The sequence below is a fragment of the Phytohabitans kaempferiae genome (assembly GCF_042433955.1).
Taxonomy (GTDB): Bacteria; Actinomycetota; Actinomycetes; order Mycobacteriales; family Micromonosporaceae; genus Phytohabitans; species Phytohabitans kaempferiae.
This window is the reverse complement of record NZ_JBHLUH010000060.1, coordinates 209,044-223,613: the sequence shown is the minus strand read 5'-3', so window position 1 is coordinate 223,613 and position 14,570 is coordinate 209,044. Positions and strand designations below refer to the sequence as shown.

Genomic DNA, 14,570 nt, shown 5'->3' with positions numbered 1-14,570 from the left:
GTGAGCAGGAAGGAGGCGGCGGTGGCGTCCACCGCGATCGGTAGGAATGTGCGGCGACCCCGGCGCAGGTCGCTGCGGGAATGGGTCACGCATGGCGGGCTGACGAAGATCGCCTTCGCGCTCCCGCTGGTCTTCATCTTCGGATACTTCTCGTGGTGGCCGATCATCAATGGCGTCGTCATGTCGGTGCAGCGCACCAACCTCGTCGACCCGGCCGAGTTCGTGGGGTGGAGCAACTTCAGCTACGTGCTGAGCGACCCGCTGCTGCCCACTGCGGCCGCGAACACTCTCTACTACGCGCTGCTGTCGCTCCTGATCGGCTTTCCGGTGCCGTTGCTGCTGGCGACGTTCATGGCGGAGCTGCGCGGCACCCGCCGGCTGTACAGTGTGCTGGCCTACCTTCCCGTCATCGTTCCTCCGGTCGCGGCGGTGCTGCTGTGGAAGTTCTTCTACAACCCTGAGCCGACAGGGCTCTTCAACACCGCGCTGGCGTGGGTCGGTGCCGGTCCGCTCGCGTGGCTCAACTCGGCGGACACGGTGCTGCCGGCGATCGTGGTGGAAGCGACGTGGGCCTACTTCGGGAGCGCCGCGATCATCTATCTCGCCGCGCTCACGTCCGTAAGGCGGGACCTCTACGAGGCGGCCGAGATCGACGGCGCCGGCATCGTCCGGCGTACCTGGCACATCACGCTTCCGCAGATCCGCGGGGTGGTGCTGGTGATGTTCCTCCTGCAAATCATCAACACGATGCAGGTGTTCACGGAGCCGTTCATCTTCACCGGCGGCGGGCCGGACAACGCCTCGACCACCCTGTTGCTGATGATCTACAACTACGCGTTCATCGACGGAGACTTTGGCGCCGCCACCGCATTGTCGGTCCTGCTGGCCCTCTTCCTCGGCCTCGTCTCCGCCGTGTACTTCTACGCGACAAGAAAGCTGACCTGATGTCCGCACAGACCACACATCCCGCCGGCACGGTGGCGGAACGCCGTCCGGTCGTCGCCGCGACGCCCGCGGTCTCCAACGCGACGTCCCGGCCCTCGCGCCGCGAAGCGAAGCAAGCCTACGAGCGCGGGGCGATATCCAACGCGGACCGCAAGAACCCGGCGGTCCGGTTCTGGCTGGGACTCGCCCAGGCGCTCATCCTGCTCGGCCTGCTGATCGTCGCCGTCGGGCCGCTGCTGTGGCTGTTCAAGGCGTCCGTCTCGAGCACCCAGCAGATCCTCACCGACCCGTTCGGGATCCTGTTCAACGGCGAGTTCGAGCTGGGCAACTTCGCCCGCGCGTGGACTGATGTGCGGATCGCGGACTACCTGCTCAACACCGCCTGGGTCGTCCTGGGCTCGTGGGCGGCCACGCTGATCACCTGCGTCACGGGCGGGTACGTGCTCAGCGTGCTCAAGCCGCGCTGGGGTGGCGCCCTCTCCGCGGCAGTGCTGGCCACGCTATTCATCCCGAACATCATCTCGCTCGTGCCGCTCTACATGACCATTGTGGACATGCCCGGGACCGGTTGGCGGCTGCTGGACACGTACTGGGCGGTGTGGCTCCCGCACGCGGCGAACGCGTTCCTCGTGCTCATCGTCAAGCGGTTCTTCGACCAGATCCCGCACGAGCTGTACGAGGCGGCCCGCATCGACGGCGCCGGTCCCGTACTGATCCTCCTGCGAATCGTGCTGCCGATGTCGCGGCCGATCCTGGGAGTCGTGTCCCTGCTGACGATCGTCGCGTCCTGGAAGGACTACCTGTGGCCGCTGCTGGCCCTGCCGGACGCCAACAAGCAACCGATCTCGGTTGCGCTGCCGAAGGTGGCGGACGGCATCCCGTTGAACATCCAGATGGCCGCACTGTTCCTCGCCGTCATCATCCCGGTCGGGCTCTTCCTGCTGTTCCAGAAGCAGTTCCTCAACAGCGCGGGCAGCGCGGGCGCGTTGAAGGGCTGAGGGGTGCACATGTTTGAGCGCGACATCCCATCCTGGTACCTGGACGCGAAGTTCGGCATCTTCATCCACTGGGGCGCGTACTCCGTGCCAGCCTGGGCGGTGCCGATCGGCGAACTGGGCGCGGTCGACCACGACGAGTTCATGGTCCACTCGCCGTACGCGGAGTGGTACGCCAACACGACCCGCATCGCCGGCAGCCCGGCCGCCCAGCACCACGCGCGGACGTACGGCGGCGCGCCCTACGAGTCGTTCCTCGACGCCTGGCGGGCCGAACGCTTCGACCCGGCGGGATGGGCTTCCTTCTTCGCCGGCGTGGGTGCCCGCTACGTCGTCCTGGTCGCCAAGCATCACGACGGTATCTGCCTGTGGGACGCCCCGGAAAGCGGCACGTATAACACCGTCCACAGGGGACCACGACGCGACCTGGTCGCCGAAGTGGCGGAGTCGGTTCGCGCCAACAGGATGCGCTTCGGCACCTACTACTCCGGCGGTCTGGACTGGCACAAGACCGACCTGCCACCGATCAGCCGGGCCGCGCACCTCTCCACCCACCGTCCGGTCGACCCCGGGTACGCCGCCTACGCCCAGCGGCACGTCGAAGACCTCGTCCACCGGTTTCGGCCGGACGTGCTGTGGAACGACATCAACTGGCCCGACGCGGGAAAGGCCGGCCTGGTAGAGGTGTTCCGCCGCTACTACGACACCGTCCCCGATGGCGTGGTCAACGACCGGTGGGAGGCGGGCTGGTCCGACTTCCTCACGAGCGAGTACTCCGCGCTCACCGACCGGGAGGACACCGGACGGCCCTGGGAGCACATCCGCGGGATCGGCCTCTCCTTCGGCTACAACGCCGTCGAGACCGCCGAACACTACCTCACCGGTGCTCAGCTCGTGCACCGTCTGGTCGACGTTGTCACGCGCGGCGGCAATCTCCTGCTCAACGTCGGGCCGTGTGCGGACGGCACCCTTCCCGAGCTGCAATGCCGTCCGCTGCGCGGCCTGGGCCGTTGGCTGTCCGTCAACGGCGAGTCCATCTTCGACAGTCGCCCCTGGCCCGGTCCGAGGCGTCCCGGCGTCCTCGGCTGGACGGCGACTGACACGCACGTCTTCGCGCACGTCGACGCCACCGCCGTAACCCTGCCATACGCCGACGCGGGCACGGTCGAGCTGCTCGGGTACGGTCCACTCGCGACGGAACGCGCGCCGGACGGGCTGCTGTGCGCCCTCCCGGCGGGAGTGTCCACCGAGTACCCCAGCGTCCTTCGTCTCAGCAAGCCCCGGGAAGGCGGACCCGCGCGATGACCGAGGCTGCGGTGGCCGCCGCCCTGCGCACACTGGACGCCAACCTCACCACGTTCGGTGCCCGGTACCCCGGCGACACCACCGGCCTTACCACCAGATCCTCACCGAGATTTCCCAGCCGGACCTGCCGGCCGGGCGGCTGATCGTCGGTGAGACGTTCACACCGTCCGGCAACTGGAGCACGTACCCGCCGCACCGGCACAGCCACGACGACCCACCGCACGAGGCGCGGCACGAGGAGACGTACTACTTCCGGGTCAACCCGGCCAACGGCGGTGCCGACGTCGCACTGCTCGGCCGGACCGACCCGGTCGCGACGGCCGACCGAGTCGCGGCGCTCGGCCGGCGCGCCATCCACCTGCCGGCCGACCTCGGCCAGGCCACGCCGGCCGCACTCGCGTCCGCCGTCGACGCCGTCGTGGCGCACATGGGACGGCTGGACATCCTGGTCAACGACGCCGGCACAATCCACCGCGCGCTGGTCGACCAGCGCGTCGGTATCGGTGCCTCGACCGGTGCTCATGCCGGCGGTAAGGCGGCCACGATCGTGGCTGGGATGGCCGCCGCCAGGACGGTCAGGTTGTTGTGTCGTGCGCCCGTTTCGGATCTGTACCCAACGCATTCGACGACGGAGACCACGACCGTGCCAAGCCGCTCGACGGGTTCAAGGAGGTCAACGACTCGCTCGGGCACCCCGCCGGCGACGAGCTGTTGGTCGCGGTCGGCCGCCGGCTGACCGCGGTGGCCGCGCGTCCGGCGACCCGCTGCGGGAGGCCGACCTCGCCCGCTACAGGCCAAGGCGGCCAGCAAGGACCTGGTGTCGGCGTACCGGCCCAACCTGGCGCCGCCAGGAATGGGGTCAAACCGCCCTGAGGGTGGCGAGCAGGTCGGCGCCGCGTTCGGTGAGGCGGTAGAGGAGGACCGCCTGGCCCTCGCGCCGGTGACCACGCCGGCGTCCTGCAGCACGGCCAGGTGGTGCTGACTGTGCCGAGCGAGACATCGTGATACCGGAACGGCTACACCTGTCGCGCGACCCGCCGATCTGGGCAAAACGTCTTGCGTTTCGCCGTAAGGTCCGAATGTCTCGCTACGAAGCTGAGTCTGTGCGAAGCATGGTCGCAGTCAGTTGCGCTAGGCGGTCTGCGGCTTCGGGGTTGAATGGTTCGCTGTGGACGTCGACCGGATCGTCTCGGACGAAAGCGCTGAGAGGTGCAGCCGGCGGGTGGTCGAGGTGATGGAGGATTCGGGCGGCGGCGACTTCCACCGGTTGACCGCGCTCTCGCATGCGAGCGACCAATTCCGCACTGGCAGCATCGTACTGCCCAGTGAATCCCGTCGCCGTTAGCCCGGGATGCAGCAAAATGTATCGGATCCTGCTGTCGGGGTAGCGGCACGTGAAGCCGATTGCGAGGAGATCACTCAACTTCCCACACTGCCTCATGACTGCATCAGGGTCGTACGCACGATCAAATTGCATGTCGTCCCATAGAATTTCGGCAAGGTCGCCACCTGGACCAGCCAAGCTGAGGATCACAGGTGCGTCGGACCGGTCCATCAGCGTCACGAGCCCGTGCCCGAAGAGGTACCTGCTTAGATAGAACAGGGCGAAATTGGCTTCAAAGCCTTCGGGGGTGACGAAGCGAGTGGACCGGTAATATCGTGCGGCGAGTACGAGCGCATCCACATTTTGGTAGGTCGCTGTGATTTGCTCGATCACCCGCCGGTTGTCCGCGACCAGGCTCAAATCCGCTCGGATGAATTCTATGTGCGCACCACGCCCCAATTCGGCGGCGGCATCCCGCACCGCCTGTCCCTTGGCCGCGTTGTTTCCGATGACAACGACTCGGTCGCCGCGGCGCACGAGAGCTAGTGCGAGTGCCTTCCCCATGCCATCGGTCCCGCCGGTGATCACAACGGTCTTCACAGGTCCTCCGCTCCTCCAGACTGGTGAGGACAGTTAACTAGACTCATGAGTCTAGGTCAACCAGTCCGGTACTGCAGACCAGTGGGTCCAGTTAGTTAGCCTGACGGCTACAATGGGCCGATGGGCGCGTTGCAACCATCTCGGTCCTTGCAGGCGCGGTCTCGCGGGCGTATCGACAAACAGCAGGCCGTCATGGCCGCGGCGTTCACCGTTTTCGCACGTGTGGGGTACGCACAGGCTCGAGTGGATGACATCGCTGCCGCGGCCAAGGTCGCCAAGGCCACCGTCTACAACCACTTCTGCGACAAGGAGACATTGTTTCGCCAAGCGGTGAAATCACTCTCCGAAGCCGCTCTCGCCGCCAACCTGGCTGCGATCGCGCAGCTGGTGGACCCCGGTGACGATCTGGCCACCCGCCTGACGGAGGTCGGACAACAGCTGGTCAAGTGCTATTGCGCTGAGGAATCACGTGCCTTGCGACGGCTGGTCTGCGCCGAAGCCGCGCAGTTTCCCGATCTGGTCGACCTCGTGACAGCGGTATCCCACCAGGCTACTGCGGCTCTTGCCGATCGGCTCGCGCGACTGTCACTGGCCGGCAGACTCAGCATCGACGATCCAGAGACGGCGGCTGCCCAGTTCGCCGCACTGCTCGCCGGTCCCGTGGACAGTCTGCTTCGGCTCGGCACGCGCCCGGTCCGCGACGCCGAGCTCTTACCTCTGACCCGCTCCGCAGTGAGTACCTTCCTCAAAGCTTTCGGCTGATGGAGGGGGCTGATCGAAAACCGGGTCCATCACGTCAGCGACGTCACGTTCCGTGAAGACCTCCACCAAGCCCGAACCGGTCACGGCCCTGCCGTCATGGCAACCCTCCGCAACACCTCGATCGGCTACCACCACACCAACGGCGAAACCAACATCGCCCGAGCCACCCGACGCCCACACGATCTCATCACCGACGTGAGCAGAGGTGGCTGCGGTGGAAGACCGTCTGTGTCCTCTTCTGGCGGCACAGTCAGTTCTGCAACGGCCATTCCCATGACACCCGAGCGACTAGCGCGGCACGGCACGGTGTTTCAGAGCGGGAGGCTGTCGAGGCGCTGTACTCGACCCCGACGTAGTGCAGATGCTCGGGCTCCGGGTCAACAGTTCCTCGAAGGCGCGTCCTGGCGGTCGGGACATCGGCCGCGGCCGGCATGATACGACCGGGTTCCTACTGGAGTGGCTGGCGCGTTGGCGCTTGGCCAGGTCCGTGCCACGATTCGAGCGTTCGCGCGGCGGCGTTGGCGAGCAGTCCGCTGTCGGTGGCGATGGCGATGGCGTGGAAGCCGTTGGTGGCCAAGGTGGTGGACCAGGCCGCAGAGCCGGCGAATCCGCCGACGCGGACGTCCTGTGCGGCGCATGCGGCGACGACTTGGCGCAGGGGCGCGGTGGGGCTTGTGTCCGCGAGTAGTGCCTCGACGCTGACGCCGCTGGCCAGGGCGAGGTCGAGCGGGCCCACGAAGACCATGTCGACGCCGTCGACCGCGGCGATCCGGTCCACCCTCTCCACGGCGTACGGTGTCTCGACCATCACCGCGCACCCGACGGCGCGGTTGGCCTCTTGAGGTGTCGGCACGTTGCGTCCCCACAGCGCGGGCATGGGCCCCCAACTGCGGTCGCCGGCCGGTGGGTAGCGGCAGCTGGCCGCCGCCGATGCGGCGGCGCGGGGGTCTTGGACCATCGGCACGATGACGCTGTTCGCACCGGCGTCGAGGGCACGTCCGATGGCGGCGGGGGTGTTGGCGGCGACGCGGACGGCGGTCTCCGGGCCGTCGGGTGGTAGCTGCTTTAGCGTCCGCGTGACGCTCTCGTCGCTCCACGCGCCGTGCTGTGCGTCGAGGCAGATCCAGTCGAAACCCGCGCCGTGCAACAGCTCCACCACGCCGGGGTCGCCGAGGCCGCACCATGCGCCGGCCGATGGGCGGGTCGGGTCGGGTCGGGAAAGCACGGCATGATCGTGTCAGATCATATGTAAGCCTGCAACGCTCAGAGGCTTTCGTTTAGCTAAGTATTTACAGTTGATGTTGTTGTCTGTAACACGCGAAGCCCAGGTTCATTCTGGATGACAGATCGTAGTGATCCGTTCGGAGGGGGCGTGGCGGCAACATGCCGAAACTGAGTGCGGCGGCGCGTCGCGTACCCGCGTCCGGCATCCGGGAGATCGTCAACCTCGCGCTGAGTCGTAGCGATGACGTCGTCCGGTTGGAGATCGGTGAGCCGCATCTGCCGCCGGCCCAGCACGTCGTGGAGGCCGGTGCCGCTGCGGCGCGGGCCGGGATCGGGTACACGCAGAGCGCGGGCATCCCGCGGCTGCGGTCGGCGCTGGCCGAGGACCTGCGGCGCCGGTACGAGGTGCCGGTCTCGCCGGACCGCGTCATCGTGAGCCAAGGGGCGGTGCAGGGCATCGCCGCTGTGCTGGCGGCCGTCCTGCGCCCCGGCGACGAGGTACTGGTGCCAGACCCGAGCTGGCCCAACTACGAGATGCAGACTGTCTTGTTCGGCGGCGTGCCAGTGCGTTATCCGCTGCGCCCGGACAACGGTTTCGTCCCGGACCCGGCCGAGGTCGCCGCGCTGGTCGGCCCCCGCACCCGCGTGCTCGTGCTCAACTCGCCCGGCAACCCGACCGGCGCGGTGATCGGGCGGCCGACGCTACACCGACTCGTCGAGATCGCGGCCCGTCACGACGTGCTGGTGATCTCTGACGAGGTCTACGACGAGGTGCTCTTCGAGGGCGAGCCCGCGGCGCTGTGCCGGCTCGGGTCGCCGAACGTCGTGAGCGTCTTCAGCTTCTCCAAGACGTACGCGATGACCGGCTGGCGGGTCGGCTACGTGCTGGCGCCGTCGTGGCTGGCGCCCACCCTGGCCCGGCTCCAGGAGCCCTTTCTCTCCTGCATTTCCGGCGTCTCCCAGGCCGCCGCCCTCGCCGCCCTGTCCGGACCGCGCGACGGCGTCGCTGCCGCCGTCGTGGAGTACCGGCGCAATCGCGACATCGCCCTTCGGCTGCTGGCCGACGCCGGCATCCACCCGGTGGTGCCGGAGGGCGCCTTCTACCTCATGGTGCCCCTCGCCCCCGGTGTCGATTCCCGGCGCGCGGCCCTCGACCTGGTCAGGTACGGCGTGGCGACAGCGCCGGGCACGGCGTTCGGCGACGTCGCCCGCGGGTTCCTGCGGATCTCGTTCGCGGCTGCCGAGGCACGGCTCGTGGCCGGTCTCGACCGGCTCATCGCGTGGCACGACAAGAGCGGCGGCGGCGCCGTCGCGATGGAAGGGGTGAGCAGATGACACTGCGGGTGGCCGTCGACATCGGTGGCACGTTCACCGACGCCGTGGCGATCGCCGGCGACGGCTCGCTGCGCACGGCGAAGGCGCTCACCACGCCGGGCCGCCTCGCGGACGGCGTGGTCGACGCGGTTGGCCGGCTCGGCGTCGAGCTCGCGGCCGCGACGTCGTTCGTGCATGGCACGACCGCCGGCCTCAACGCGTTCCTGGAGCGGCGCGGCGCCCGGTTGGCGTTGGTGACGACGCGCGGGTTCCGCGACGTCTACGAGATCGGCCGGGCCAACCGGCCCGCCATGTACGACCTGCGCTACGTCGCCCCCAGGCCGCTGGTTGCCAGGCGGGACGTCCACGAGGTCACCGAACGGCTCGCCGCCGATGGTGGAGTCGTGGTGCCGCTCGCGGAGGACGAGGTCGCCGCGGTCGCGCACCGCCTGCGCGGGAAGGTCGACGCGGTGGCGGTCGTGCTCCTGCACGCCTACGCCAACGCGGCGCACGAGCGCCGGGTCGCCGAGGTCTTCGCCGCGCAGGCACCCGAGGTCACCGTCGTCTGCTCCAGCGACATCGCCCCCGAATGGCGGGAGTACGAGCGGACGAGTACGACCGCTGTCTCCGCGTACGTCGCGCCGATCCTGCTCGAGTATCTGCGGGTACTGGAGGCAGCGCTGCGCGGCCGAGGGCTGGCGGCGCCCCTGTCGGTCATGCAGTCCAACGGCGGCGTGATGTCCGTCGAACGCGCCCGCGACAAGCCGGTGCAGACGCTCTTCTCCGGCCCGGTCGGCGGGACGATGGCGGGCGTCGCCGTCGCCGGCGACCTCGGGATCGACCGGCTGCTCTGCGTCGACATGGGGGGCACCTCCTTCGACGTCAGCCTCGTCGTCGACGGTGAGGCCGACATCGCCGCGCAGACCGAACTGGAAGGGCATCCGCTGCTGGCGCCCTCGGTGGTCATGCACACGATCGGCGCCGGCGGCGGTTCGGTCGCGCACGTGGTCGCCGGGGCGCTGCGGGTCGGGCCGCGCTCGGCCGGATCGGTACCGGGGCCGGCGTGCTACGGCCGCGGTGGCACCGAGCCGACGGTGACCGACGCCAACCTGCTGCTCGGCCGCCTGCCCGACGTCGCGCTCCTCGGCGGCACGCTCGCGCTCGACAAGGACGCCGCCCGGGGCGCGGTCGAGTCGGTCGCCGGCGCGCTCGGCCTCGACGCGGAGGCGACTGCCCTGGGCATCGTCGCGGTCGCGGACGCCGCCATGGCCAATGCGATCCGCGAGATCACCGTGGCGCGGGGGATCGACCCGCGCGACTTCAGCCTGCTGGCCTTCGGTGGCGCGGGGCCGCTGCACGCGGTCTCGCTCGCCGAGGAGCTCGAACTGCCCCGGGTCGTCGTGCCGGGCAGCCCGGGCGTCCTGTCTGCATGGGGCATGGCGCACACCGACATCCGCCATGACCTGGTCCGCAGTTTCTTCCACGCGCTCGACGACCTCCAGCCGGACCTGCTCGCCGCGACCGTCGCCGCGCTGTCGGAGCAGGCGGGCGCGCTGCTCGCCGCGGACGGGGTGCGGGATGACGCGGTGCACCTGCTGCCCGGCGCCGACCTGCGCTACCTCGGGCAGGAGTACACGGTGACGGTCACCTGGGACGCGGGCCAGGCGGCCGACGACGTCCTGAAGGGGCTGCATGACAGCTTCGACCGCGCGCACCTGGCGCGGTTCGGCCACAACAACCCGGCCGAGAAGGTCGAGATCGTCGCGCTTCGCCTGGTGGCGCGCGGGCTGGTCGACCGGCCGCCGGCCGCCGAGCCGGGTGACCCGACCGGCGCGGTCGTCCTCGGCGAACAGGAGGTGCGGTTCGCGGGGCAGACGCTGCGGTCCACAGTGTACGACCGCGCTTCGCTCGCCGCGGGCACCGTCGTGGCCGGCCCGGCCGTCGTGCTGGAGCCCGGCTGCACCGTCCTCGTACCACCGGGCTGGTCCTCGACGACTTCGCGGCACGGCCACCTCGTGCTGGAGAGGAGCCACGCATGACGCGCGACATCGACCCGGTGACGGTCGAGGTCATCCGTAACGCGTTCGACTCGATCGCCGCGCAGATGAACAACAACCTGGCCCGCTCGGCGTACACACCGATCATCTACGAGATGAAGGACTGCTCGGTCGGTCTCTTCAACGCCGAGGGCGAGCTGCTCGGCCAGGCGCCCGGGCTGCCGATCTTCCTCGGCGCCCTCGACGCCGCGATCGCCGCCACCACCGCCCATTTCGGCGGTCCGGAGATCTACCAGCCCGGCGACGTGTACGCCGTCAACGACAGCTACATCGTGGGCAGCCACCTCAACGACATCTCGATCTTCTCGCCAATCTTCTACGAGGGCGAGCTGGTCGGCTTCGGCGCGACGAAGGCGCACTGGCTGGACATCGGCGCCAAGGATCCCGGCCAGGCGATGGACTCCACCTCCATCTACCAGGAGGGTTACCGGATCGCGCCGACCCACCTGTACCGGGCGGGGGAGCGGCAGGACCAGACGATCGACTTCCTGATGCGCAACAGCCGGCTGCCCCGCTCGGTCTGGGGCGACATGCACGCGCAGGTGGCGGCCTGCCACACCGGCGAGATCATGCTGCGCCGCCTCTATGACCGGTTTGGGAAGGCGACCATCGAGGCCGCGTCCGAGGCGGTGTTCGCGCAGTGCGAGCGGATCGACCGGGCGACCGTGTCGGCGATCCCGGACGGCACGTACACCGCCGAGAGCGCGCTCGACTCCTGGGGTCCGGGCGGCGGTCCCGTGCCGGTCAAGGTGGCGGTCACCGTCGCCGGCGACACGCTCCACCTCGATCTCGCCGGTTCGAGCGGGCAGACGCCCGGGTCGATGAACTGTGGTTTCGCCCAGACCGTCTCCGCCGCCCGGCTGGCGTTCAAGTTCCTCGTCAACCCCGAGGTCCCGGTCACGGCGGGCACGTTCCGCAACATGACCGTCTCCGCCGAACCCCGCTCGGTCTTCGACGCCCGCGAGCCGGCCGCCTGCCAGTTCTACTACCCGCATCTCGGCATGATGATCGACCTGGTCATCAAGGCCCTGGCGCCGGTGATGCCGGACGCGGTGATCGCCGGCCAGGCCGCCGACTCGATGAACATCCTCTTCGCCGGGACCGTCGACGGCGGCGACGAGACCTTCTTCTGCGGCGAGGCGACCGCGGTCGGCTGGGGCGGGCTCAGCGACCGCGACGGCGCCAACGGGCAGATCAACTACGGCGGCGGCGACCTCAAGAACTACCCGGTCGAGGTGATCGAGTCGCGCTATCCCATCAGGATCACCGGGTACGGCTTGGAGCCGGACTCCGGCGGCGCCGGGCGGCACCGGGGCGGCCTGGGTATCTGGCGCTCCTACGAGACTCTCGCCGAGCGTACGACCGTCTCGCTGTGGTTCGAGCGCGCCGCCCGCCCCGCCTGGGGCCTGTTCGGCGGCGCGCCGGGCCGCCCCACCGACGTCGTCGTCGAGCGTGGCGACGGCGCCGAGCGCATCCTCAAGGTCAACGCGCTCCCGCTGCCCAAGGGCTCCCGCATCCGGATCCAGACCGGGGGCGGCGGCGGATACGGAGACCCGGCGCACCGCGCCCCCGAGGCGATCGCCGCCGATCTCGCCGACGGCTACATCACCACCGACCTGCCCTACCGGGAAGGAGCGCACACATGAGGCGCCTGCTCGTCGTCAATCCCCTGGGTACCGACTACCACGACGCCGAGACCGTCGAGCTGCTCGCCGGGCAGCTTCCGGCCGACGTGACGGTCACCGTCGACTCGCTTCGCGACGGCGTACCGGCCACCGCCTTCCTGCCGCTGCCGTCGACCTCGTACAACCAGCTGATCGGCCGGGTCATCGCCGCCGAGCGGGAGGGCTTCGACGCGGTCGTGATCGCCTGCGCCTCCGACCCGACGCTGGCCACGGTCAAGCCGCTGGTCGGCATCCCGGTCACCGCGCCGATGGAGGCCGCCCTGCACACCGCCGCGGCGCTCGGCGGCCGGCTTGGCATCGTCGCGCCGCGGATGCGCAGCGGTGAGAACGAGAAGCAGCCACAAACCGCCAACTGGGTACGCGAACTCGTCCAGCAGTACGGCATGTGGCACCGTGTCGCCACCATCCGCTCCGCCGCCGTGGTCCGTCCCTCGGACGCCGAGGTCGAGCGCCTGTTCGCCGAGGATCCGGAGAAGCTGCGCGTGCTCGTCCGCGACGGCATGGCGGCCGCGGCCGCCGGCCCCGGCCTCGACCACGCCCGCGCGGCCGTCGAGCACGACGAGGCGACGGTCCTCTTCTTCGCCTGCACCACCTGGGGCGGGCTCCTCGGCCCGGTCCGGGACGCCGTTTCGGTCCGCGTTCTCGACCCGGTGGTCGACACGGTCCGGTTCGCCGCCCTGCTCGCCGGCGCCGGCCTGCGCCGCCCTTCGCTCACACCACCAACCTTGTCCTGAGAGGGAACGACCCATGAGATTGAGGAGCCTCGCGGGGGGAGTCGCGGTCTGCGCGGTGCTCGCCCTCGCGGCCTGCAGCGCCGACAGCGACCCGCCCGACTCCGCCGCCGACAGCGTCCTGACCGTCGCGGTCCCGGACGACATCCAGACCCTCGACCCGATGTACGCGAACTTCGCCCGGGCCCACCATGCCCTGCAACAGATCTACGACACGCCGGTCAACCTGGAGACGCAGGACCGCGGCAACGGCCAGCTGGTCGGGACACCTGACAAGCTCAAGGGGTCGGCGTTCGAGTCGTGGCAGCGGTCGGCCGACGGCCTGACGTACACGGTGAAGATCAGGCAGGGAATGACGTTTCACGACGGGTCGCCGGTGACGGCCGAGGACGTCGTCTACAGCTTCGACCGTGCCCTCAACACCAAGGGTGGAGCCAACTGGCTGCTCACCCAGATCGCGTTCATCACCAAGCCGCCGACCGTCGTCGACGCGTCCACGATCACGATCACCGCGGACGAGCCGAGCGCGCTGGCGATCCAGGCCCTCTACATGGACGGCCTGGCGATTCTCGACCAGGACGAGGTCAAGTCGCACGCGACCACCGACGACCCGTGGGCCGAGGAGTGGCTGGCCAAGAACGTCGGCAACGGCAGCGGCCCCTACAAGCTGACCAGTCGGGTACCCGACCAGGAGGTCGTCTTCGAGGCGTTCGACGGCTACTGGGCCGGCCCGCCGGCGATCAAGAAGATCGTCTGGAAGATCGTGCCGTCGGCGGCGCAGCGACTCGCGCTGCTCAAGTCCGGCGACGTCGACATCGCCGAGAGCCTTCCCCCCGACCAGCTCGCCTCTCTCAAGGGGGCCGACGGTGTCACGGTGCTCTCGGCCGGCTCCCAGAACGTGGCGGTCGTCGGGATGAACAACGGCCGGGCGCCGCTGTCGGACAAGGCGTTGCGGCAGGGGATCTCGTACGCGGTCGACTACGACCGGATCCTGAGCCAGGTCTTCCAGGACGAGGCGGAACGGCTCTACGGGCCAATCCCCAAGGGCGCCGCGACCTCGCTCGGCGACGCCATCGGCTACAAGCAGGACGTCGACAAGGCCAAGCAGCTGGTCAGCGGCTCGGGCTACGACGGCGGCACGATCAAGATCGCGTTTGACAACTCCAAGGGGCTGCACGAGCAGATCGCAGTGCTGCTGCGCTCGCAGCTCGCGGCGGTCGGCGTCACCGCCGAACTCGAACCGCTCACCTCGGCGGTGTTCTCCGAGCGCAAGGCGAAGAAGGACCTCGACATGTATGTCGACGAGTCGCTGGCCTGGATCAACGACCCCAACTACATCCTGTCGCTGACCTTCCAGTGCGACGTCTACGGCAACTACGCCGACTACTGCAGCCCGGTCGTCGACGACGCGATCGCCAAGGGCTGGGCGATGGAGGCGACCGACCCCGCCCGGGTCGCGCTCTTCGAGAACGCCCAGCGGGTGCTCGTGGACGAGGCCCCCTGGCTGTTCCTCGCCCAGCCCAACTACCGGATGGCGATGAGCAGCCAGGTCCAGGGCTTCGTCGTCCGGCAGAACGAGGTGCCGTTCTACTACGACCTCTCGCTCAAGGGCTGAGGGGAAGGACCCG

13 protein-coding genes and 1 pseudogene are annotated in these 14,570 nt (G+C 69.2%); 12 read left to right on the top strand and 2 right to left on the bottom strand.

What is annotated here, in order from left to right; all coding sequences use genetic code 11:
* The 6 genes and pseudogenes from ACFFIA_RS28640 to ACFFIA_RS28615 all read left to right on the top strand — a co-directional run bounded on the left by ACFFIA_RS28640 (position 1) and on the right by ACFFIA_RS28615 (position 4,118).
* Positions 1 to 945 (top strand): carbohydrate ABC transporter permease, encoded by a 945-nt coding sequence (locus ACFFIA_RS28640; protein WP_377256349.1) that lies wholly within the window; start codon positions 1 to 3, stop codon positions 943 to 945.
* The gene (locus tag ACFFIA_RS28635) at positions 945 to 1,943 is read left to right on the top strand and encodes a carbohydrate ABC transporter permease (RefSeq protein WP_377256346.1); all 999 of its coding nucleotides are present in this window, start codon (positions 945 to 947) and stop codon (positions 1,941 to 1,943) included. The genes ACFFIA_RS28640 and ACFFIA_RS28635 overlap by 1 nt, the downstream gene beginning before the upstream one ends.
* 9 nt (positions 1,944 to 1,952) lie before the next feature.
* Positions 1,953 to 3,245: an alpha-L-fucosidase gene (locus ACFFIA_RS28630; protein WP_377256343.1), complete on the top strand. Its 1,293-nt coding sequence runs from the start codon at positions 1,953 to 1,955 to the stop codon at positions 3,243 to 3,245.
* Entirely contained in the window at positions 3,242 to 3,388 is a 147-nt protein-coding gene (locus ACFFIA_RS28625) for a hypothetical protein (RefSeq protein WP_377256340.1), read from the top strand. Before ACFFIA_RS28630 ends, ACFFIA_RS28625 begins: the two co-directional genes overlap by 4 nt.
* Positions 3,343 to 3,705: pseudogene (locus ACFFIA_RS28620) on the top strand (5-deoxy-glucuronate isomerase); the annotation flags it as partial. The gene ACFFIA_RS28625 and the pseudogene ACFFIA_RS28620, both read left to right, overlap by 46 nt.
* Positions 3,706 to 3,830: 125 nt before the next feature.
* The gene (locus ACFFIA_RS28615) at positions 3,831 to 4,118 is read left to right on the top strand and encodes a diguanylate cyclase domain-containing protein (RefSeq protein WP_377256337.1); all 288 of its coding nucleotides are present in this window, start codon (positions 3,831 to 3,833) and stop codon (positions 4,116 to 4,118) included.
* A 214-nt stretch (positions 4,119 to 4,332) separates the two neighbouring features.
* Here ACFFIA_RS28615 and ACFFIA_RS28610 read toward each other — a convergent pair whose 3' ends face one another.
* Positions 4,333 to 5,169 (bottom strand): SDR family NAD(P)-dependent oxidoreductase, encoded by an 837-nt coding sequence (locus ACFFIA_RS28610; RefSeq protein ID WP_377256334.1) that lies wholly within the window; start codon positions 5,167 to 5,169, stop codon positions 4,333 to 4,335.
* 120 nt (positions 5,170 to 5,289) lie between these two features.
* Here ACFFIA_RS28610 and ACFFIA_RS28605 point away from each other — a divergent pair, with 120 nt between their 5' ends.
* Positions 5,290 to 5,931: a TetR/AcrR family transcriptional regulator gene (locus ACFFIA_RS28605; protein ID WP_377256331.1), complete on the top strand. Its 642-nt coding sequence runs from the start codon at positions 5,290 to 5,292 to the stop codon at positions 5,929 to 5,931.
* A gap of 448 nt (positions 5,932 to 6,379) precedes the next feature.
* Here the strand turns inward: ACFFIA_RS28605 and ACFFIA_RS28600 are convergent, their stop codons facing one another.
* On the bottom strand, positions 6,380 to 7,156 hold the full coding sequence (locus tag ACFFIA_RS28600; RefSeq protein WP_377256328.1) for an HpcH/HpaI aldolase family protein: 777 nt from the start codon (positions 7,154 to 7,156) through the stop codon (positions 6,380 to 6,382).
* A gap of 158 nt (positions 7,157 to 7,314) precedes the next feature.
* On the opposite strand from ACFFIA_RS28600, the gene ACFFIA_RS28595 reads away from it, so the two are divergent.
* From ACFFIA_RS28595 to ACFFIA_RS28575, 5 genes are read left to right on the top strand one after another with little or no spacing between them, the layout of a single operon-like run.
* Positions 7,315 to 8,490, top strand: coding sequence for a pyridoxal phosphate-dependent aminotransferase (locus ACFFIA_RS28595; RefSeq protein WP_377256325.1), 1,176 nt, complete (start codon positions 7,315 to 7,317; stop codon positions 8,488 to 8,490).
* Positions 8,487 to 10,508: a hydantoinase/oxoprolinase family protein gene (locus ACFFIA_RS28590; protein WP_377256322.1), complete on the top strand. Its 2,022-nt coding sequence runs from the start codon at positions 8,487 to 8,489 to the stop codon at positions 10,506 to 10,508. Before ACFFIA_RS28595 ends, ACFFIA_RS28590 begins: the two co-directional genes overlap by 4 nt.
* A complete protein-coding gene (locus ACFFIA_RS28585) occupies positions 10,505 to 12,172 on the top strand; it encodes a hydantoinase B/oxoprolinase family protein (RefSeq protein WP_377256319.1) in 1,668 nt (555 codons plus the stop codon). Before ACFFIA_RS28590 ends, ACFFIA_RS28585 begins: the two co-directional genes overlap by 4 nt.
* Positions 12,169 to 12,945 carry an aspartate/glutamate racemase family protein gene (locus tag ACFFIA_RS28580; RefSeq protein ID WP_377256317.1) on the top strand — a complete coding sequence of 259 codons (777 nt, stop codon included), beginning with the start codon at positions 12,169 to 12,171 and terminating at the stop codon, positions 12,943 to 12,945. Before ACFFIA_RS28585 ends, ACFFIA_RS28580 begins: the two co-directional genes overlap by 4 nt.
* 13 nt (positions 12,946 to 12,958) lie before the next feature.
* Positions 12,959 to 14,557: an ABC transporter substrate-binding protein gene (locus tag ACFFIA_RS28575; RefSeq protein ID WP_377256314.1), complete on the top strand. Its 1,599-nt coding sequence runs from the start codon at positions 12,959 to 12,961 to the stop codon at positions 14,555 to 14,557.
* Positions 14,558 to 14,570: the final 13 nt, after the last annotated feature.